The organism is Microcoleus sp. AT8-A3 (assembly GCF_036705675.1).
Classification (GTDB): Bacteria; Cyanobacteriota; Cyanobacteriia; order Cyanobacteriales; family Microcoleaceae; genus Microcoleus.
Map to the genome: position 1 here is coordinate 1 of NZ_JAUBVD010000005.1, position 19,643 is coordinate 19,643.

Sequence of the window (19,643 nt, forward strand, 5' to 3'; positions counted from 1 at the left end):
TAACATTTTTATTTTTTTTTGTGGGATGGGCGTCCCGCCCGTCATGAGTGGACGGGCGGGACGCCCATCCCACTTTCATTGTGGAAGTTATTTAATTCTCATTCCTTAGTTGAAACAATGAATATATTAAAAAAATTCGTAAAGTTAAATTTATTAGGTCTCCGATAATTGGCAAAAAAAATGATAATAAAACCAGAAAAATTAGGCGGAGATAAATTTTTAGGGCTGGGATTTTTCAAGCATTCCCAGTGCTGCGAGTCAGATATGCCGAATGTGCGCTAAAGAGCGATCGCACAAAAACTGGCGCAGTTGCACACCGATCGCCTCCAGAGAAAAATGAGTTTCCACCCGAATGCGAGCGCGCTTACCCAACTCCCGCCCCCACGCCCGATCGTCTAAAACCCGACCGATCCCCCCTGCCAAAGCGGTTGCATCCTCACGGGGCACAACGATCCCGCCGTCAGCTTCGCCCCCCTCGAAAATATCAGGCACTCCAGGGGCGTCAGCAGCCACAACGGGCAACCCGCAAGCCATCGCCTCCAGCGGTGCAACCGGAAACCCCTCATGCCGAGAAGGCAAAGTATAAACGTCAGCAGCCGAGAGGTACTGTCGCATCAAAGCGCGATCGCGCACATATTCATTCACCCAAACAATGCCCGAAAGCTGCATCTGAGCGATTCGCTGGCTCAATTCCTCCGCGTCGCTACCAGTCCCCACCAGCAACAGCCGCAAATCTCGGTTGGGGCGATCGCGGCAGATCCGTTCCCAAGCTTCCAGCAATATATCTAACCCCTTGCGGCGAATCTCAATCCGCCCGTGACAGGCGACAATTTCAGCGTCACCGGGAAAACCCAGCAGTTGCCTAGCTTCAGCGCGATCCATTGGTTGCCACAGTTCCAAATCCAGCGGGTTAAAAATGCGGGCAATCTTGGCTGTCGGCACGCCATAGCGACTTTGCACGCGCTGTACCTCGGTTTGCGAAGCAATAATTAAACCCGCGCTCGCTTTGAGGGCGATCGGGCGCGACAAACCTTCCCAAGGACTAACCTGAAAATCGCCCCCCTGAAACGTCGCAAAAACAGGCAGCCCCATCCGCCACCCCAACCAAGTGCAAGCGTCGAAGCGCGGGTACTCGTATTCTTGGCAGAGAATCGCTTGGCAGTTTTCCCGTCGCAGTTCTGCCGCCAGCAACCCCAGCGGTGTAGCCAGATAAGGAGTAACGCTTTTCACCCCTGCCAACATCAGACGGCCCAGGCCTCGAACCTCTCCAAACATATCCTGAACCGTCCACCCTTGAGGGTTAACCATCTGGCGGCGGACAGCTTGGTAGAGTTGAGGTGCCGGCAGGGTGCAGATTGTTGCACCTGTGTCTTTGTGGGTGTAGCGCACGGGTTCAGCCACGCTACCAGAGATGCAGAATAACACTGTCCGCACCCCTGCCCGCCGCAGCGCCTCAATGTAGCCAAACATCCAGCCCCCCGTCATTTCGTTGCAGAAAGCTTCAAAGGAAACCCCGATGGTATCTAAAAAATCTTCGATTAAATCGCCCCAGTGCAGGAGGGCGATCGTTGGTTCTGGTTGGAAATTCATAAATTTTATGGCTTCTGCCAAGCTGATGCTGTTTCCGTTCCCAGGGAATCAGGTTTATGCAGCCAATAGCTTACCCAGGTTACAGGACTCAGGGCAGTACAGAATAATAAGCGTATGAGGGCAGGCAAGCGAGAGAAAGCAAAATCATGGCAGACTACTGTCAGGGGATTGATAAAAGTAGCAGAACTCTGGTAAGGCAAACCGATTAAATCCCTCAGTTGATCGATCCTATAGCCGCGCCGAACGTGACCCCATTCTGCCATCACCTCTGCTTCAGGCGGACAGAGCGGTTTCATCACGCCGTAGTAGGGAAAGCGCCAGTTCTCATTGGGACTGCTCACTAATAAAAAACCCTTGGGTTTAAGCACTCGCAGCGCTTCAGATACAGCTTTTTGGTGGTCGGGAATGTGTTCGAGAACGTCGAACATCGTCACTGCATCAAAGGACTCATTTTCAAACGGTAAATTGGTCGCGTCGCCACAGATGAAGCGTACTTTTTCCTGCAGGTTGCAAGGAACATTTGCATATTTAGGATCGAGGTCAATGTTAGTAATTTGCGCTTGCGGATAAAGTAAAGACGTTAAGCCTCCTTGACCTCCTCCTACTTCTAAAATTTCTTTAAAGGGCATATCTGGGGAAATGCGGTGAATTGCCCGCATCTTTTCTCGGTAAAAGAATCCCAGGGTCAAGGGCTGACCGAAAGGGTTGCGGGCTAAGAAATTGCCCAGCTTTTCTTTATGCGTCTCAAATTTTTTGGTCTCAACAACTGTTGCCATAATCTTCCTCTAATTGGAAAAACTATTGATCCTTCTTTACACGATTTTTGAGGTAAAAGCTGACTCCCGCAAAGCAACCTAATACCTCTGCCAATAGCGTTCTATTAATCCCTTTAAATCCGGTCAAAAGACCGATTAAAAATCGTTTCACATAATAGAGAGGTAAAATGATGAATAAGCGAAGCAAGTTCCCCCAGTGCTTGTAGCGCCCAAACTGAATCAAAAGGGCCGCGATGTGACCCCGCATATATTGGTACATCTGATGTTTCAAGCTATCGAGATCGCCCCGGTGATAGTGATAAACAACAGGGGTCGGATCGTAGTAGCAAATCCACCCTTCCGCCAGCACTCTATACCATAGCTCTGAATCTTCACTGCACCCAGATGCCCCTGCACCCAAGCGTTCGTCAAAGTCTCCTAGTAACTCAAAAGCTTCACGCCGAAAAGCCATATTTGCTCCTGCACCAATGCGCCAAACGGGAGCGCCTAGGTGTTTCGTATCCTTAAAAAATTCAGCGTCAAAAGTCAGAGATCGGTATCCCCAACCAAAGCCCGTATCACCTTTTTGGAATATTAATTGGGCTTCTGTTTCGAGTTCAGCAGGCAGGACGAGGCCGGTTACAGCGATGATCTTGGATTCGCGGAAGCTTTGTGCAATCCTGGCCACCCAGTCAGGGTGAACGATCACATCGTCATCGGTAAACGCAATAATGTCGCCTGTACAGTGGCGGATGCCAGTATTGCGGGCGATGCTTAAACCAGGGCGAGGTTCTAATACATATTTGACTCCAGGGATCTCGGCCACCAGTTGGCGGGTGGCGTCTGAACTCGGAGCATTATCAATCACGATAAGCTCATGAGCAGGTTGGGATAAATTTTGCAGGGATTGCAAACATCGCGCCAACTGTTCTGGCCGATTTCGAGTGCCGATTACGACAGAAACAGATGCGCTGCTAGTCTGGTTCAAGCGTTCCTGCAGCTTGGCCAGGGGTTGCTCTAAGGCAGTCAGGGCATCAAACTCAGGGGACTGGTGCCACGCCCGATTTTTTTTGTAAACTTCAGGCAAAGGCGCTTTAAAACCTTGCTCTAGCAGGTGGCTACCGACTGCAGGCGCGATCGCCAGAGCCGCTAGATTCGCTAGTTGTGAAGCCGAGATTGGCAACTGATCCTCTAAAATCTCCCGTTCGCCAAGGGGGATATTATGCCACCAAAACACTACATATATTCCGGCGTAGTTGGAAATCAAGGGCAATTCAGGAATATTTTCGCTCAATTCGACATTGAGAACTTTCCAAGGCTTGCTCACAGAAATTACCTCAAGAAATATTATTTATGAGCTGTTTAGCCAGCTAATTTTGCACGCCCCAATATCAAGCTGCGTTCTTCTGGGCTCATGCGAACCACACGGCTAATTCCGGCCCACTTACCACGGACAAAACTCCCATTTATCTCCACTTCCGCTGGATTCATCCGCCCCAAAGCTGCTCTTAAAGATTGAATCAGGACATTTTGGGAAGCTTTCACCGCATCGATAATAAATTTCAACAGCCAATCTCGATAAGAACCAGACCAGAGAAGAGAATCCCCCAAAACTTGAGAGGTTCCTAGACCATAGTTAATGTCGATCAAGTATTTTTGAGAAGTACGCCTAGCCGGAATAAAGTGTCTTAACTGACAGTCGGGAGTGTACCACAGGTCGTATCCTGCTCCGTAAATCCGCAAAGCGATTTCCACATCTCCCCCTGATATGAGCTTAGTTCCGATGCGATCTTGAAGTAACGGTTTATCTATCCAGCCAGTATGAGCGAGGGCTGCTCTATTCAGAACTAATCCTGCTCCCACTAAACAAGATTTTTTTTGGGGTTCTGTACCGTGTTCTTGTTGTGCGAAGGAGTACCCATAATTCAATACATATTTGGCTGGTAGAGTTTCCCAATCTAAAATTACTCGACCGCCAAAAGCGCCGCAGTCGGGATGAGCCGCTGCAAATCTAACAGCTTGTTCCACCCAATTTTCTGCCAGGAAGCAATCGTCATCTACAAAAGCAATCCAATCAGCAGTTGTATTTTTAACGCCACAGTGGCGGGCATAGGTTAATCCTTGCTGTGTTTCTGATACTGTAGAAAGCTGGGGAATTTGCCCCATCACTCGATATTTTTCGACAATTTTCTGCGTATTATCGGTGCAATTATTGTCAACTACTAAAACCCTCCACTCTAGGTTGGGTGAAACTATTTGTTGGGAAATAGCTGAGAGAGCTTTGTCTAAAAGGGGAGCATTGTTATAAGTACAAATTACGATATCAATCGGCGGAAGCTTACTCATATTTAACTATTCTTCCCTGCATTCAATATGAAACATATCTCTGAAAAAACTCTCCTAATTTTAGGCAAATTGCTGCCTAATTTTTTCAATTAGTTTTAAAGAGCGGGGATATTCCCCAAACAGACCTACAACACCGCCCCACAACTCGGCTAGAATCATGGGCGGAGGCAATACATGGCATCCTCTGACACTTTGTTGCAACTGATTTAACTGATTGGCAAACCACCAGGCTACAAGCCAGCGCAATTTCGAGCGTTGGCTCGGATCGGTCTGATAAGATTTTACGACAAAAGCCATAAAACCTAAACCCCACGTCCAATACTGGCGGCGCAATTTTTCATATTCCCGACGGTGTTGGTGAAACACCAGATAGCGAGGCTCATAGACGAGGGGATAGCCAGCGCGAACAACTCGATAAAACATATCTAAATCGCCACCGCCGGGGAGAGGCGCACCTGTATCGAGTGCATCATCAAATCCCCCTAATTTCAGTAGAACATCTCGGCGAAATGCCATATTGCAACCAGCTCCAAATATGCCAGCCCCACAGGGGTATAAGGGATTATAGGGCAAGATTTGACCATAACGAATTTTTTCAAAACCGCGTCGAAAGCCTCCTCTGCTTTCAAATAAAATTTGGGCTTCAGTCACTAACTCATAAGGCAGCACTAACCCTGTAAAACCGCCAGCATCAGGATTTTCTGCCCAAGCTTCCCTCAAGCCTTTGAGCCATTGGCGATCGGGCGTGACATCATCGTCAAGAAAGGCTAATAGTTCGCCCGTTGCTTCCTGCAAGGCGCGATTGCGAGCGAAGTCTAAACCGGGTTTTGGTTCCCGGCCATAGCGAACTCCTGGTAGAGAGTCTACCAATTCCTTCGTTCTTTCATCTGAAGGTGCATTATCAATTACTAACACTTCAAAGTAAAGCTTTTCACCCAAAATAGGTGTTTGCAACTTGAGTAAATGTTGCAGGCACCGCGCCAAGTTGTCCGGCCGATCTTTCGTACAAATTGCTACTGTCAGCGGCGGAAAGGGATCGCCATTTTCGGCAGGAGTTAGCTCTTCTCTAATCGATTCCTGAAGTAACTTAATGCCAACCTCCCGTTCAATGATTTTAGCTAAATCTTCAGGAGAAAAGACGGTCTTGGGAGGAAGAGGCTGCATGATCAAACCAACAGCTTTATCTTTGCGCCGCACAACTAAGGCAATTCCTGTATCCTCCTCAGAAATTATCAGATTTGGGAGGGGCTGTGTCACTTCAATGTCAAGGATGGGATAAGGCATAAATAATTCACCAACTTACTCTTAGTTTTTTACTTAGTTTTGTACGTTACGGTGTTGCAAGTGATAAAGCTTGGCGAAGAGGCCGTCGAGTTTCAGCAAATACTGGAGGTTGCCTTGTTCGATCGCCCTGCCATTTTCCATCACAATAATTTTATCCGCATTTTCTATCGTCGATAAGCGGTGAGCAATGACAATGACGGTACGATCCTGGCTGAGCGTATTGAGGGCATCCTGAATCAAGTTTTCGGCAATACTATCCAGAGCATTCGTTGCTTCATCCAGAATTAGAATATCTGGGTTGCGGACAATCGCCCGAGCGAGGGCAATGCGCTGCCTTTGCCCGCCAGAAAGGCGAACGCCGCGATCGCCCACTTTCGTGTCATACCCTTCCGGCAGTTGGCTGATAAAATCGTGAGCATTGGCAAGTTTTGCCGCCTCAAAAATTTCTGCCTCGGTTGCTTCTAAACGCCCATAGGCGATATTATCCCTCACCGTCCCGCTAAAGATATGGACATCTTGGCTGACAATCGCAATTCGTTTCCGCCAGTCCATTAAATTAAGTTCTTTTAATGAGCAGTCGTCAACATAAATTCCTCCTGATGTTGGCTCGTAAAAGCGGCAGAGGAGGCTGATGATCGTAGATTTTCCCGCACCCGATGGCCCCACTAAAGCAGTCGTTTCGCCGCGTTTAAACTCGACGGAGACAGCCTCTATTGCCGGCCGATCTTCAGGATTGTAAGTTAAGGAAACTGACTCAAAATAGATCGCCTGCTTCAGCTTGTCAAAGGGAACTGTACCAGAGCGGATGTAAGGTTTATCCGAAGTGTCTAAAAAAGACATTACCACTTCAGCAGAACAGGCGGTAGAGACTAAACCTAACCTCGCGATATCTAGTTGTTGCACCTGCGGTTGCAAGCGGTAGAGGATGAATAAAAAAGTCAGCAGCGTTGGCATAGCTGACTGGTTTTGCAGGAGGGCGATCGCCAAAATTGCTAGCAGGAGGAGTGCGGAAAAAACTTCATAGAGCGGATTGATGAGCCCTCCCAGCATATCGAGTTGCAAAAAGGTGTTTCGCACCTGCAGGGAAGCGCGATCGAAGCGTTCTTGCTCGTAAGATTCCCGTCCAAAGGAGCGGATGGTTTTCATCCCCCCTAATCCCTCCCACATTCGGACAGCGAGCTGAGAATTGGCGTCTACTGCTTGCTGTGCCAGATGTTTGACTCGCCGCGTCACAAACTGGATGAACTGTGAGATGAGGAAGAGCGCTATACTGATAATTAAGGTGAGTTGCCAAGAGATGAGCAGTAACAGCGTCGCCAGGACAGTAATCGTACAAGCAGACGTAATCAAGTTAACAAACAAACTCAAAGCTTTGCTAGTCTGCCAACTCTCTGTTGCCAAAATATTCATAATCTTTCCCGATTCGCTGCGCTCTAAGAAAGAGTAGCTAACGGTTAAAGTTTGGTTAAAAATTTGGCAGCGCAATCGGTTGCTAATTCGCGAATTTAACCAAGCAAAAAGCAGAGAATTACTATAGACAATCAGGTTTTTGATGAGGATGCTGACTAAAATACAAGATGGAATGATTAAGGCGCGGTAGCCAGCAGGGACACCAGCGAATATCTGGTTCAGAGAATCAATGAAAGAATTGCCAGTTATAGCCTGAGCTTGTTCTTGCTGTAAAGTTTGCAAAAAGGGAATGAATAAGCTAATGCCAAAGCCGTCGGAAAGGGAAGCAAGCATACCCAAGGAAATCATTGCCGGGATAGCCCAAGGATAAAGCTTGAGGAGGGGTAGCAGAGTTCTAATAGCCTGAATTTCTTTTTTCATAAGACAACTCTGCCTTTGTCGGTGGCGTGGCGCTAATTTTTACTTAAGGGAGCGTGTCAATATTTGGTTGATTTCGCTGGACAAGGAGGGAAATTGACTGGTGAAAAATGTTCCCTATCGTTACCATGAATTCGATCTTTTTGCGCCGGAGCTCTACCAACACCTCCCGGCCCATCGGTGGGTTCTCAGAGTATGGCGTATCTTCTACTCTCACAGGTGCATCTAGAGCATCCTGATGTTTCCCAGACTGGGATAATAGGTTTAGAAGGCTCTTTCCCAATACTATGTAAAAGCCAGAACGTAATAAGGGTGAGATGCACTCAGTTTTTAAAGCTTGGAATAACCAAAAGAGCGCGGTGCGATCGCGGCCGTTGCGGCTGCTTTGGTTCGCTAAGTACAGCAAAAAATTACTGGTAGATAATCGGTGCAGGAAATCGGGAATTTCGGGATGCCGTTGCTTGGCCGCTTGCAGCATCAAAGATTGAGAATTCGCCATTGCCGTATAGTTGGTAGACATAGTGTTATACATTCTGCGATAGCCAATGGAAAATTCCGGCACGGCTCGAAATTGATAAAGCTCTGCTATCCGCAGGTATAAGTCCCAGTCTTCACAGCCTTGAGCATTCCTTTCCTTCAATGTCTTGTCATAAACCCCCACCTTTTCCAAACAACTGCGACGGATCATAGAAGCACTCGCGTTTCCTATAAAGTTGTGGCAGATTAGGGTGGCGTACACGTCACCTTCAATTCTAAAAGACCGGAATCCTCCTGTTAGCAATCCTTTTTCATCTAAGTCCACTGTCCACGAATAGACTACCCCTACTTCTTCCCCTCCCTCCAACATAGATTCAACTTGTTTTTCTATGTTTTCAGGATACCAAATATCATCGGCATCAATGGGGGCAATATATTCTCCTCTGGATTTCTGAATTCCTAAGTTTCGAGCAACAGCGACTCCAGAATTTGGCTGTTTCAGAAGCTGGACGCGAGAATCTTTTTGGCCAAATTTTTCGACAATTTCAGGAGTTCGATCTTGGGAACCGTCATCGACTACTAAAACTTCAATTGCTGGATAAGTTTGAGCTAAAACTGATTTCAGAGTTTCTTCAATAAATGGCTCAGCGTTGTATGCAGGGATAATGACTGAGACGAGAGGTAAAGTGGGAGATTTTTGAGAATCTGGCTGCATTGCTTTTTAACAAGATTTTTCATTTTTTTTTCTTTGTAGATTGGCATATCTACCTTACACTCGTCGCAGTCAGGACTTACACAGTCGCTGGAAGAGATAGCCGAGAAACCCCTAATAAAAATTGTACCGCCTTCTCTGTTCAACGTCAATGGTATATAGCACGTATCAATGAGTTGTGCAAAGCAAGAGAATGGTGATATACTACAACTAAAAGTTATATTCTAAATGATAAAAAGATGCTAGTCTGCCCACAGCTACTTCGTTCAGCAATGATTTTTATTGTTTCATTGATTACATAAATCCGTGTTCTGCTAAGAATTCGGGTGTAATTGTTCCTAAACTGTTGATTGCGGAATCTTCTTCCCAAGGTTCGGGATGGGATTTTGAGCCGCTGCGGAGAAATTTGGCGACATATTTGCCCAGAATATCTGCTTCTAAGTTTACTAAACTTCCTGGTTGCAAATAGCTGAGGTTTGTCTCACCAAAACTGTGGGGAATGACAGCAACTTCAAACCAATTACCGTCAGCATCGCAATCTGCCACGGTTAAGCTGATGCCGTTGACGGCGATGCTGCCCTTGGAAACGATGTAAGGTGCGATTTGACGTTGCCATCCCGAATTTGCTACAGGTGGGGCAGTAAAGCGCATATCCCAAGCGTTGGCGGTTTGGGTGGATGTCGCTAAAGTGCCGATCGCATCTACGTGCCCCGTCACAAAATGTCCCCCCAATTTGCTACCGGCGCGCAGGGAGGTTTCTAGGTTCACCAAAGCATCGGGGAATGATCCCAGAGTTGTGCGCCGGAGGGTTTCTGGGGAAGCGACGGCGACAAAACCCGTCGCAGGCAGAACTTCCACTACCGTCAAACAGACTCCATCCACGGCTACGCTGTCCCCAATGGCCAAATCTTGTAAAATTAGGTAGGAGTTGTTTGAGGTACAGGAAATTTGGAAATAATCGTTGCCTAACGACTTCAGCTTTCCGAGAGATTGAATCAGTCCTGTAAACATAAGTATTTTTCCTTAGTCGATCGCCTATTTACATCAAACCACAGTCACAAACCAGACGCAGGAGGTTTTGCCGTCCCCCTGTCCCCCGGAGTCAATCGAAAATCTAAAATCTAAAATCTAAAATCGATAGTCCCAGATCAGTTGCAGATTCAGGCGAAGATCGAGTCATACTGGATTTAGGTCATCTTTATGTCCGAGTTTTCTACCGCCTTGCAGTTTCTTAATTCTGTCAGTAACCCAGCCCTAAAACCAGGGACTGAGCTTGTAAGAGCAATCGAAGCAAGCTGTGCTGACGGGCCTCAGCCTTAACTGGCTACGTTATTTGAGTCACGACACTCCTTGAATGCGACGCTAGTTTTCCGCTCTGTCATTTGCAATTAAACAGTCTTAAGGTAACAGAGACAGTGTTGCAAGTCTAACAAGCTCTCATAACATTGACCGACAAGCGAACATTACCCCGAAAGGGAGCCGGAGACAACCATATCTCCAAAGAGGGGCAACCATACCCCTCTACCCCCGAAAGGGGAAAGGGGATTCAAGGTGGTGGTCACTCTCGCGTAGTCGAATGTGTTGAAACCGCCCATGTTGTTTCCCTCTCAGGACTAAAGTCTCTGAGTTTCCCACTTACCGAGTATTTTTATGATTGAAATGAAAGTCGCTGGAATTGCCTTAGATGCAGCCACGCGCAGTCCTATTGTCCTATTGAGAGACGCTACTGAGCGACGGGCTTTGCCTATTTATATCGGTCAGGAGCAAGCAAAGGCTATTATTAGCGCGATCGAAGGCCACAAACCTCCTCGGCCCTTAACTCACGATCTGATGGTCAATTTTTTAGAGGCATGGAGTCTTACCTTGGAGCGCATAGTTATTCACTCGCTGCAAGATAACACGTTCTATGCCGTGCTGATCGTCCGTCAGGGAGAAGTTAAAAAAGAGATCGATGCCCGACCTAGCGACGCGATCGCCCTAGCCTTGCGAACGAATAGCCCCATCTGGGTGATGGAAGAAGTCGTCGCCGATGCTTCGATACCTGTCGATCGAGATGCTGATGAGGCCGAACGCCGGGCCTTCCGGGAATTTATCTCAAACCTCCGTCCAGAGGATTTGATTAAGAGAAGCGGCTTCAGCCCGGGCGAAACTTCCTAAACTTTATGCGCTATCGACGGTTTGGCAAAACGGAGTTGCACCTGTCTGTATTTTCCTTGGGAACCATGCGCTATTTGGCTTCTGAGGAAACTGCCTGTCAGACTGTACAACAGGCTGTGTCTCAGGGAATCAATCACCTGGAAACGGCTGCAGGTTACGGTTGCAGCGAGGACTATCTTGGCGCGGCCCTTTCGGCTGGTTTGTCTGTCGATCGATCGCGCCTCCACGTCACTACAAAAATTTCCCCAACCGAGGATGCAGCAGCAATGGAACGCTGCATCGACGCATCCCTCAAACGCCTGAATTTAGACTATATCGATTGTCTGGCAATTCACGGTTTGAATACTTGGGAACATTTGGCGATGGTGCGATCGGCCACAGGCTGTATGCAAGCAGTACGCAAAGCCCTGGCTGATGGGATCATTCGGCACGTCGGCTTTTCGACTCACGGGCCTCTGGATCTGATTTTGGCTGCAATCAATACAGATTTGTTTGAATTTGTCAACCTGCATTATTACTATTTTTTTCAGCGCAACGCCCCGGCAATTGAACTCGCCAAAGACAAAGATATGGGCGTTTTCATCATTTCCCCAGCCGATAAAGGAGGGCAACTCTACACGCCCCCGGAAACTCTCGCACAATTGTGCTCGCCTTTCTCGCCTTTAGAGTTGAACTATCGATTTTTACTTAGCGATACTAGGATTGGGACTTTGAGTGTGGGCCCTGCAAATGCCACAGAATTAGAGCAACCCCTGAAATATTGCGATCGCGACTTTCCCCTCACCAACGCCGAAATCGCTGCGTTCGATCGGCTAGAATCGGTTATTGCAGCCACTTTGAAAACCGACAAATGCAGCCAGTGCTATGCCTGTTTGCCTTGCCCGGAAAACATCAACATTCCCGAAGTATTGCGACTCCGCAATCTCGCCGTCGGGTGCGACATGACTGACTTTGGCAAATACCGCTATGCCATGTTTGAAAATGCCGGACACTGGTTTCCCGGCAGCAAAGGCAACCGCTGCACCGATTGCGGCGAATGTTTGCCCCGGTGTCCCGAAGAGTTAGACATCCCAACCTTGCTCAAAGATACTCACCAGCGACTCGGTGGCAAAGCAGGCAGGCGGTTGTGGGATTGAAAAAAAGGTGTGAAGCAGGGAAAAGGTCGATCGAGCGTATCTAAGTGTTGCAATAATTACGCTAAACTTTGGTTTAAACTGACATCTTGCACCATTCTCCAGAACAGGCAAGATCCCTGTTCCACAAAGAATTAATTTCTTGTGGGGAGTAGGGGTTGGGCAGGAGAGCCCGCCCATAAAAACCTTATTGAAAATGGTGCAACATCTCTGTTTAACTAAATTTACGATACAGTCGATCGATCAACTACTTCGTTTTACGACTGTATGGAGGAGCATCCCGATTTTGCAAAAAGCGTTTTTGAGGAGCGAGTATCTTGCACAGCAAAGCCTACATCTAACCGCGAACACTCCTGTGAAAGCACTCATTTGGATGCTCCCAACACACTTTAAATAGGAGCCGACTATTATATGTAAAAACAACTAAATAACACCATCTGATTCAACAGCTAGAAACCGATTTATTTGAGAATACCCCAGTCATTTTCTTGCTGGGTTGGCGGCGAGAGGCAACAATTTTATGATGAGTGATTAACCGAACTCGATATAAAATCTAAAATCGTTCAACTGAGCACTCACGCCGAAGTCTAAAATCTAAAATCTAAAATCTAAAATCTAAAATCTAAAATTGATCGCCTGTCATCTATAACCGATCCCGCATCTACTACTATGGCTCATACTCAGTTAAACGACAGCCAGCAAAATTGTCTGCAGCAAACTAAAGTTGCGACTTCCGAAAGAAGATTGAAAGCAGCTTTCAAGCCGTGTACCTACAACTTATCTGTTACCAGAAAACAGCTAATCGGACTGCTGACTTTACAAACAATCTTGCCCGTCGGACTAACGGCTGCAGCACTTTGGCTAACATCGGCAGTTGGAAGCAATCAACTGCAAAATCAAGCTAAATCAGAACTGAGCCTTAGTGAAATTAACTACAATCTCAAACTCGATCGCGCCGCCGACCGTTTGCAAAACTCCTCTGACAGCAAAACGATCGCCCAAATAGCCTTAGCTTACAACAGCGGTAAAAAAGTATCAGATTTGCAAAAATCTGTCAAGCAAATTATAGAAAATCAAGTCACAACAGGGGAAATAGACAGCGCGGCATTAGTTGGAAAAAACAGGCAGATAGTGGTTAGCGTCAACTCTAACCAGAAGGGAAAAAGTTTTAACCTGCAAAAAATAGTCGATCGAGTATTCGCTACAAAAGAGCCAATTACCGCCACCGAAATCATTGCTAAATCGGAAGTTCAGGAACAATTGGGATCTTTGCCGCCCGGAAAGGGATCTCGCCCTGTTCTCCTCCACTACGCAGCAATTCCCATAAAAGATCCCAAAAATCAGACCGTGATTGCTGCCTTAGTTTTAGGAGAAATTATCAGCCCAACTTCGGCAGTTGCTAGCACCGAAACCCTCAATTTACAGGGCGGGGGATATCAGGCTATCTACGCACCGCTGGCTGACGGCAAATTTGTTTTGGCAAGTTCGCAAGCAGTTACCAAAAACCAACAGTTACCAGACTTGCTGGCAGAGAAATCGCTGCTGAAATCTGCACTCGCAGCAGGCGGCAAACCAGTCGCCGGAAACGTACAAACAGGCAGTCAAACTTATGCTGTAGCTGCCAAATCCCTTGGCAATTTAGCCGGAAAACCAGCCGCAATTTTAGTGCGATTCATCCCCAAAACATCAATAGAAACTTGGGGGGGCAATAACTGGCTGCTGGCAATGTCTGCGGCTGCCGTTATCCCGTTCGCCTTGGGAGTTGCCGTCACCCGCCGAATTGCCAAACCCGCTAACTCAGATTTATCAACAGCAGAGGGGAATTGGGCATTTAACTCCAGCGCCGAACCGCAGCGATCCCGGAAGTTTGATCTCATTTATGACAATTTAAATTTCGGCGAATTTCCAGATTTATTTCCCAAAAAATCGAGTTTAGATGGTAAATTAGCGGTCGATTTTCGATATAAAAAATTGGCTGACGATCGCCAAATCGCAAATCCCCACATACCGCTCGCTTTCCAACCCCTAGAATTGCCCGAAAACTCCGTCTCAAACCAGTCGCGGCAGGTAAATACAGAAAATACAGAATTAGAAAAAAGCGCGATCGCCTTAAATCAAGTCCAGGAAGCTTGGCAAGACTTAAATCGCCTCAACTGGGAATTGCAGCCAGAAATACTCGATCGCCAAAACACTCAAAAAGCCCTGCGAAAGAGCGAAGCACTACTGCAAGCTATTTTAGACAACTCAACAGCAGTAATTTACATCAAAGACCTTGACGGAAAATACCTGCTCACCAACCGCCATTTTGACAATTTGTTCGACATCGCAAAAGAGCAAATAACAGGGAAAACCGACGGCGATATTTTTCCCCAAGACAAAGCAGCAGCCCTGCGAGAAAATGACCTGAAAGTTCTCGAATCCTCCTCGCCCCTAACCCTCGAAGAAATCATTCCTCAAGACGACGGCCCGCACACTTATATTTCTCTGAAATTTCCCCTCTGCAACTCCGAAGGTAAAGCTTATGCAGTCGGTACAATTTCTACAGATGTGAGCGATCGCAAACTTGCCGAACGCACCCTAGAAAAAGCCAAAGCAGAACTAGAAATAGAAGTCGAACAGCGCACCCTATTCCTCAAACAAGCCAACGAACTCTTGCGGTTTGAACTCGCCGCCAGAGTCCGCGGCGCCATCACAGTCAGACAAATGACGGCTCAAGTAGCCCGACACGCCAGAACAGTTGACGGCATTCTCGGTGCTTCTCTTGACCTAATTTTTCTAGTAGATCGATCGGGGAAATACACCTATGTCAGCCGCACCGCGGCTCAAGCTGCCGGCATGAACCCCAGAGAAATGATTGGCAAAACCTGGCAGGAATTAGGCTGGCCACCAACAATTATGCAGCGGGTTCACCAAGAATGCCAGGGCATATTTGCCACAGCCGAACCCGTCAAAGGCGAAGTAATTGTCCCCACGGCAAACTGGGGAACCCGCGACTACGAGTACATTCTCAGCCCGGTATCGGCGACAGACGGCAGCGTCGAAGCGGTGGTGGCGACACTGCGGGATATCACCGAACGCAAAGACGCTGAGGAAGCATGGCAGTTGGCTAAAGAAGCCGCAGAACTCGCCAACCGCGCCAAGAGTGCTTTTCTGGCAAACATGAGCCACGAGTTACGCACTCCCCTCAACGCGATTATCGGCTACAGCGATATGCTGGTGGAAGATGCCGAAGAGTTGGGCAACTTAGAGGTTGTCTCGGATTTAGACAAAATTCGCACTGCTGGGAAACATTTGCTGCGCCTAATTGACGACATTCTCGACATTTCCAAAATTGAAGCTGACAAGATGGAGATTTACCTCGAAAGCTTCGATGTCGGCGGCTTAATCGAGGAGGTGGCAACAACTATCAAACCGCTAATGGATAAAAACGGCAATACTTTGGAAGTATTGAGTTCTGACAATATCGGCGCGATGCACGGCGATTTGATGAAAGTGCGGCAGGTAATGCTGAATTTGCTCAGCAATGCTGCTAAATTTTCTGCTAATGGGGCGATCGTGCTTACTGTCGAAAGAATTACCAGTGAAGAATTAAAAAATAAATATCAACCGAAAGTTGCTCAAATGTTAATTTTGGATGCAGATTTTTTAATTTTCCGAGTGACGGACACGGGCATCGGCATGACACCAGAACAGCAAGAGCGACTGTTCCAACCTTTTACTCAAGCGGACAATTCAACTACTCGCAAGTACGGGGGTACTGGTTTGGGACTGACTATCAGTCAGCGTTTTTGTCAGATGATGGGCGGCGATATTGAAGTTACTAGCGAGTTAGATTGCGGTTCTACTTTTACTGCTTGTCTGCCTGCTTCATTGTTTAGGCGATCGGAATTTTAATATTGTAGGGGCGGGTTTTACTAACAATAAAAGCCAAAAACAAACAATACTAATAAACCCGCCCCTCCGCAACACAAAATCGCAATTTACATCTTTTGCATATCGTAAAAGGTAAGGTTGATGTAGATTATCTGCTGTGCGGGGGCGGGTTTTCTAGATGGCGACTTGCCGACATAAATGGTTGGTAAAACCCGCCCCTACGGGAAATATATAAAAAAGAAAACAATAATTATGAAATACGATGTTGATACCCGCAAGAATAGCATTTTGACAAAAAGTTTATTTTTGTTCCCGATCGCCTGTTATGCGTGCCTCGGAGCCTTGCTATGCGAGCAATCTGCGGCTTTTGCCCAGGAGCCGGTCTGCCCGACTGGCAGCGCTGCTAATTTCCCGTCGCCCCCGCTTTCGCAAACGGAAAAAAGCGTGCCGAGTCTGTGGTTAGCTCAAAAACTCTATGGCGGCAAATTGCTCGATCGCTGGTTTGTCGATCCCGGCAATACTTGGGTAATTATCATAGTCAATCGCCAACTTTGGAGTTTGCTCGATTATATGGAACGCTATCAGTTTGTCAACCGCTTCGGCACTGTCGCCAGCGATTATGGTTACAATGTGCGAGTTTGCAACCGTCAAGGCACTGCTTTGGCAGTTTATTCGTGCAAGGGCGATCGGCTTAACTGTCGGATTGATTTAGAATCTCTGTCAAATCCAGGTCTTCGAGGAGGGGTGAAAGGCTTTTAGATTAGTGTCCTTACAAGAGTTAGGACACGGCGCCGTGCCTTTGGGAGTGTCAACTTAAGGTCAAACCCATAGTCCGGCAAGGGTTGAAACCCCTGCCTCAAAGCTAAAGTCGTCTGAAGACGACTAATGAGTTCTTCAGTCCTCTTTGAGAGGACTTTAGCTATTAGACAGGGGTTTCAACCCCTGGCGGGCTCGCGGGATGACTGTAATTTAACTTCTCACTACTTGCCGAATTTCTTGCCAGAGCGATCGATACAGCGAAATGCCCGCATCCCCAAACGGCAGCAGAAAGTCGCTAGCAGCAAGAATCTTAGCATCCGGCAACAACACAGAATTAGTGCGAACAGCTTCCGGTAAATCTTCGGGTTTCATGCCGACAATTATCGGCGAACTAGCCTTAGCCAGCAAAGATAATTGAGGAGCAACCCGAGGCTGCAAGCAAAAATCAATCCATTTCTCCACTAAAGAAACTGGATTCCCTGATGCTGGTTGTACCCACAAATCTGTCCACAGTGCAGTTCCCGAAACTGGAATTACTAAAGCAATATCCTTTTGAGTTTGCAGCAGCGGCAGCAAGTCCCCAGAGGAACCTACTGCCAACCAAGTATCGCCTAAAATTAATGGTTGCAGGTAAGCGTCCGAACTATAAAGTTTAACTTGTTGGTGCAAATTTGCGAGTTCTTTTTTGAGATTTGGGACTTGATCTAATTGCTGCGTATTGTAAGATTTCCCTAGTTTTTTTAATGTTAAACCGATAACTTCTCTGGCACTGTCTGGCAGAGAAATTCGATCGCGCAATTCGACTCGCCACAAGTCTTTCCAATCTGTCGGAGTCCACCCCAAAGCCTTAAATTTGTCGGTTCGATAGGCAATTACCGTACTTCCCCAGCGGTAAGGTGCAGCCCACACTTTACCTTGAGGATCTAATTTACCCTCATCGTTGCGCCTGACGAGTTTTTGCCATCTTTCGGGCAATTGTGACCAATTAGCAAACTTACCAGGATCGATCGGCTTAATCAATTTTTGCCGAATTGCCAAAGTCAGCCAGTAATCTCCCAACATCACCAAGTTAGCTTGATTTTTTGATTCGGGAACCCGTTTCCACTCCTGCAACAGGGCGAATAATTCTTTTAATTGTGCTTCTTGCGTTACCTGTAAAAGCGGAGACGGTTGTACATCGCGCCTAAATTTGCTTACCAGTTGGGCCGGAATACCGTTTTTGAGCGATCGAATTTTGAGAATCGGCTTCGAGTCGCACCCTGCCGCCAATTGACTTAAAGTTAGGGTGGCGGCCCCCAATAGCAAAGACCTTCGTTTCACCTGTCAATCCGCTTTTCTAAATATTGACCCATCGTTTTGTGTTCTACAGCCGGGGAAATAATTGTTTGTCGAGTCCGGTAGTGGGCGCCGATTTGTCTTATTTCTTTTTCAAACACAGAGCCATTGTACTCGGTTCTGCTGCCAAGAGAGTCTGTTTGACCGAAAGCATCCAGGATACAATCCCCCGAATTTATCCATGGGATCAATTCTAAAATCTAAAATCTAAAATCTAAAATCTAAAATCTAAAATCTAAAATCTAAAATCGCGCAATCGATTGGCTCTTGCCCTGATTTTACCTTCTACATTGTCGATCGAGCTTTCCGATGCCGAAAACTCCGTCAACTTAACGCCTAATTTCTGTGCTGCAAGTTACTTTGAGCCAGTTTTGCTCGTCAGCCCGGTCGATCGACTGCATCTGTGTTACATTTTTTAATATAACGAAACAACGAGAGCGCTGCCATCTGCCGTTAGATGACGCTTTTTACACAACCGAAGTGAAAAAGTATTTTTATATCGGCGACAGATTAATAACTAAAAAAACTAAAAACCAATTTATCTAAATCCTGAAAGCACTAGCGAGAGCGAAGTCAATCTAATAGGACGCTCTGCCATCCGACTCTCAGAAACCCGACGTTTTATCTCTGATTCAAGGTTTGAACGAAGTATGGAGGTTAACCAACCCGGTTCCTGTGTCCAAGACTATGTAAAACCTAAAATCTAAAATCTACAATCGACTCACGAATGGCGAGCGATTATCTTCAGGCTGGCTCCCTAAATCTACCGTCAGAATTAGAAACACAACAATTACGTCAAAAATTAAATAATTTAGTGATAAATCCAAGTTATGTAAAGATTTACCTAAAATGTAAAGATATTAAGTTACGAGCCAAAGGATAATTGTATGGAAGCGCTCCGCCAGCAAGTTACAGTATTGAGCCAACAAGTCGAGGCCCTCTACAAACTCATAGAAAACCTCAATGAAAAGCTCTTGGAGTCGGCCAAGGAGACGAAGCTGACTCAGCAACAGAGAAACGATCGCTCTGGAACGCTAGGAAATGATCAAACCTCCCCCTATCAAAGCTACAGCAGTCTCGACGGCCTCCTCGAACACAAAGACATACTGTTAGATGACAGCTACTTCGACAAAAATTCTCAAAGCCTGGAAAAAGAGCTGAGCGCTGAGATTCAAATCCAGCGCTTAACAGCTCAGCTAACAGCAGCTTACAATCGAATTGCCGCCTTGGAAGAACAGTTGCTCTCCAAAAGAATGCACTCGCAACATCTAGGCGGGCCTAATTAAATATTGCTACCGGGTATCGGGTATTAATTTCAGAAAAAATACAATTTGCGTCGATTTATGCTCGTCTACTTATAGAGTGATTGTAGGGAGTTTTTGGTCTCGCACAAGT

Annotated in this window: 16 protein-coding genes; 6 read left to right on the top strand and 10 right to left on the bottom strand. The window is 46.8% G+C overall.

What is annotated here, in order from left to right:
- Window positions 1–258 precede the first annotated feature (258 nt).
- The 8 genes from QUB51_RS04410 to ribE form a co-directional block, all read right to left on the bottom strand.
- A complete protein-coding gene (locus QUB51_RS04410; RefSeq protein ID WP_333057976.1) occupies window positions 259–1,590 on the bottom strand; it encodes a glycosyltransferase family 4 protein in 1,332 nt (443 codons plus the stop codon).
- 5 nt (window positions 1,591–1,595) lie between these two features.
- Window positions 1,596–2,366, bottom strand: a complete 771-nt coding sequence (locus QUB51_RS04415; protein WP_333263170.1) for a class I SAM-dependent methyltransferase — start codon at window positions 2,364–2,366, stop codon at window positions 1,596–1,598.
- A 22-nt stretch (window positions 2,367–2,388) separates the two neighbouring features.
- Window positions 2,389–3,672 carry a glycosyltransferase gene (locus tag QUB51_RS04420; protein WP_333263166.1) on the bottom strand — a complete coding sequence of 428 codons (1,284 nt, stop codon included), beginning with the start codon at window positions 3,670–3,672 and terminating at the stop codon, window positions 2,389–2,391.
- 35 nt (window positions 3,673–3,707) lie between these two features.
- Window positions 3,708–4,691: a glycosyltransferase gene (locus QUB51_RS04425; RefSeq protein WP_333057979.1), complete on the bottom strand. Its 984-nt coding sequence runs from the start codon at window positions 4,689–4,691 to the stop codon at window positions 3,708–3,710.
- A 60-nt stretch (window positions 4,692–4,751) separates the two neighbouring features.
- The gene (locus QUB51_RS04430) at window positions 4,752–5,975 is read right to left on the bottom strand and encodes a glycosyltransferase (RefSeq protein ID WP_333263163.1); all 1,224 of its coding nucleotides are present in this window, start codon (window positions 5,973–5,975) and stop codon (window positions 4,752–4,754) included.
- 33 nt (window positions 5,976–6,008) lie between these two features.
- Window positions 6,009–7,805, bottom strand: coding sequence for an ABC transporter ATP-binding protein (locus QUB51_RS04435; RefSeq protein WP_333212099.1), 1,797 nt, complete (start codon window positions 7,803–7,805; stop codon window positions 6,009–6,011).
- 43 nt (window positions 7,806–7,848) lie between these two features.
- The gene (locus tag QUB51_RS04440) at window positions 7,849–8,994 is read right to left on the bottom strand and encodes a glycosyltransferase family 2 protein (protein ID WP_333057982.1); all 1,146 of its coding nucleotides are present in this window, start codon (window positions 8,992–8,994) and stop codon (window positions 7,849–7,851) included.
- Window positions 8,995–9,285: 291 nt separating this feature from the next.
- Window positions 9,286–10,002, bottom strand: coding sequence for a riboflavin synthase (gene ribE / locus QUB51_RS04445; protein ID WP_333057983.1), 717 nt, complete (start codon window positions 10,000–10,002; stop codon window positions 9,286–9,288).
- A 639-nt stretch (window positions 10,003–10,641) separates the two neighbouring features.
- On the opposite strand from ribE, the gene QUB51_RS04450 reads away from it, so the two are divergent.
- From QUB51_RS04450 to QUB51_RS04465, 4 genes are all read left to right on the top strand, one after another.
- Window positions 10,642–11,148 (top strand): bifunctional nuclease family protein, encoded by a 507-nt coding sequence (locus tag QUB51_RS04450; RefSeq protein WP_333026715.1) that lies wholly within the window; start codon window positions 10,642–10,644, stop codon window positions 11,146–11,148.
- Between the two features lie 5 nt (window positions 11,149–11,153).
- Window positions 11,154–12,284 carry an aldo/keto reductase gene (locus QUB51_RS04455; protein WP_333263160.1) on the top strand — a complete coding sequence of 377 codons (1,131 nt, stop codon included), beginning with the start codon at window positions 11,154–11,156 and terminating at the stop codon, window positions 12,282–12,284.
- A gap of 666 nt (window positions 12,285–12,950) precedes the next feature.
- Complete coding sequence (locus tag QUB51_RS04460) at window positions 12,951–16,175, top strand: PAS domain-containing protein (RefSeq protein ID WP_333263158.1); 3,225 nt, start codon at window positions 12,951–12,953, stop codon at window positions 16,173–16,175.
- A gap of 231 nt (window positions 16,176–16,406) precedes the next feature.
- Window positions 16,407–16,913: a hypothetical protein gene (locus tag QUB51_RS04465; protein ID WP_333057986.1), complete on the top strand. Its 507-nt coding sequence runs from the start codon at window positions 16,407–16,409 to the stop codon at window positions 16,911–16,913.
- Window positions 16,914–17,123: 210 nt separating this feature from the next.
- On the opposite strand, the gene QUB51_RS04470 is transcribed toward QUB51_RS04465, so the two are convergent.
- Window positions 17,124–18,233 carry an extracellular solute-binding protein gene (locus QUB51_RS04470; RefSeq protein ID WP_333212090.1) on the bottom strand — a complete coding sequence of 370 codons (1,110 nt, stop codon included), beginning with the start codon at window positions 18,231–18,233 and terminating at the stop codon, window positions 17,124–17,126.
- Window positions 18,230–18,439: a phycobiliprotein lyase gene (locus tag QUB51_RS30370; RefSeq protein ID WP_445243076.1), complete on the bottom strand. Its 210-nt coding sequence runs from the start codon at window positions 18,437–18,439 to the stop codon at window positions 18,230–18,232. Before QUB51_RS30370 ends, QUB51_RS04470 begins: the two co-directional genes overlap by 4 nt.
- A 69-nt stretch (window positions 18,440–18,508) precedes the next feature.
- Between QUB51_RS30370 and QUB51_RS04480 the strand changes: the two genes are divergently transcribed.
- Window positions 18,509–18,667 (top strand): hypothetical protein, encoded by a 159-nt coding sequence (locus QUB51_RS04480; protein WP_333057988.1) that lies wholly within the window; start codon window positions 18,509–18,511, stop codon window positions 18,665–18,667.
- Window positions 18,668–19,135: 468 nt separating this feature from the next.
- On the top strand, window positions 19,136–19,534 hold the full coding sequence (locus QUB51_RS04485; RefSeq protein ID WP_242715966.1) for a hypothetical protein: 399 nt from the start codon (window positions 19,136–19,138) through the stop codon (window positions 19,532–19,534).
- Window positions 19,535–19,643 lie beyond the last annotated feature (109 nt).

Excerpts from the sequence above, each read along its gene's own strand:
- QUB51_RS04440 (WP_333057982.1), bottom strand. The coding sequence starts at position 8,994 with ATGCAGCCAGATTCTCAAAAATCTCCCACTTTACCTCTCGTCTCAGTC.
- QUB51_RS04450 (WP_333026715.1), top strand. The coding sequence starts at position 10,642 with ATGATTGAAATGAAAGTCGCTGGAATTGCCTTAGATGCAGCCACGCGC.
- QUB51_RS04465 (WP_333057986.1), top strand. The coding sequence starts at position 16,407 with ATGAAATACGATGTTGATACCCGCAAGAATAGCATTTTGACAAAAAGT.
- ribE (WP_333057983.1), bottom strand. The coding sequence starts at position 10,002 with ATGTTTACAGGACTGATTCAATCTCTCGGAAAGCTGAAGTCGTTAGGC.
- QUB51_RS04485 (WP_242715966.1), top strand. The coding sequence starts at position 19,136 with ATGGAAGCGCTCCGCCAGCAAGTTACAGTATTGAGCCAACAAGTCGAG.
- QUB51_RS04455 (WP_333263160.1), top strand. The coding sequence starts at position 11,154 with ATGCGCTATCGACGGTTTGGCAAAACGGAGTTGCACCTGTCTGTATTT.
- QUB51_RS04435 (WP_333212099.1), bottom strand. The coding sequence starts at position 7,805 with ATGAAAAAAGAAATTCAGGCTATTAGAACTCTGCTACCCCTCCTCAAG.
- QUB51_RS04410 (WP_333057976.1), bottom strand. The coding sequence starts at position 1,590 with ATGAATTTCCAACCAGAACCAACGATCGCCCTCCTGCACTGGGGCGAT.
- QUB51_RS04430 (WP_333263163.1), bottom strand. The coding sequence starts at position 5,975 with ATGCCTTATCCCATCCTTGACATTGAAGTGACACAGCCCCTCCCAAAT.
- QUB51_RS04415 (WP_333263170.1), bottom strand. The coding sequence starts at position 2,366 with ATGGCAACAGTTGTTGAGACCAAAAAATTTGAGACGCATAAAGAAAAG.
- QUB51_RS04425 (WP_333057979.1), bottom strand. The coding sequence starts at position 4,691 with ATGAGTAAGCTTCCGCCGATTGATATCGTAATTTGTACTTATAACAAT.
- QUB51_RS04460 (WP_333263158.1), top strand. The coding sequence starts at position 12,951 with ATGGCTCATACTCAGTTAAACGACAGCCAGCAAAATTGTCTGCAGCAA.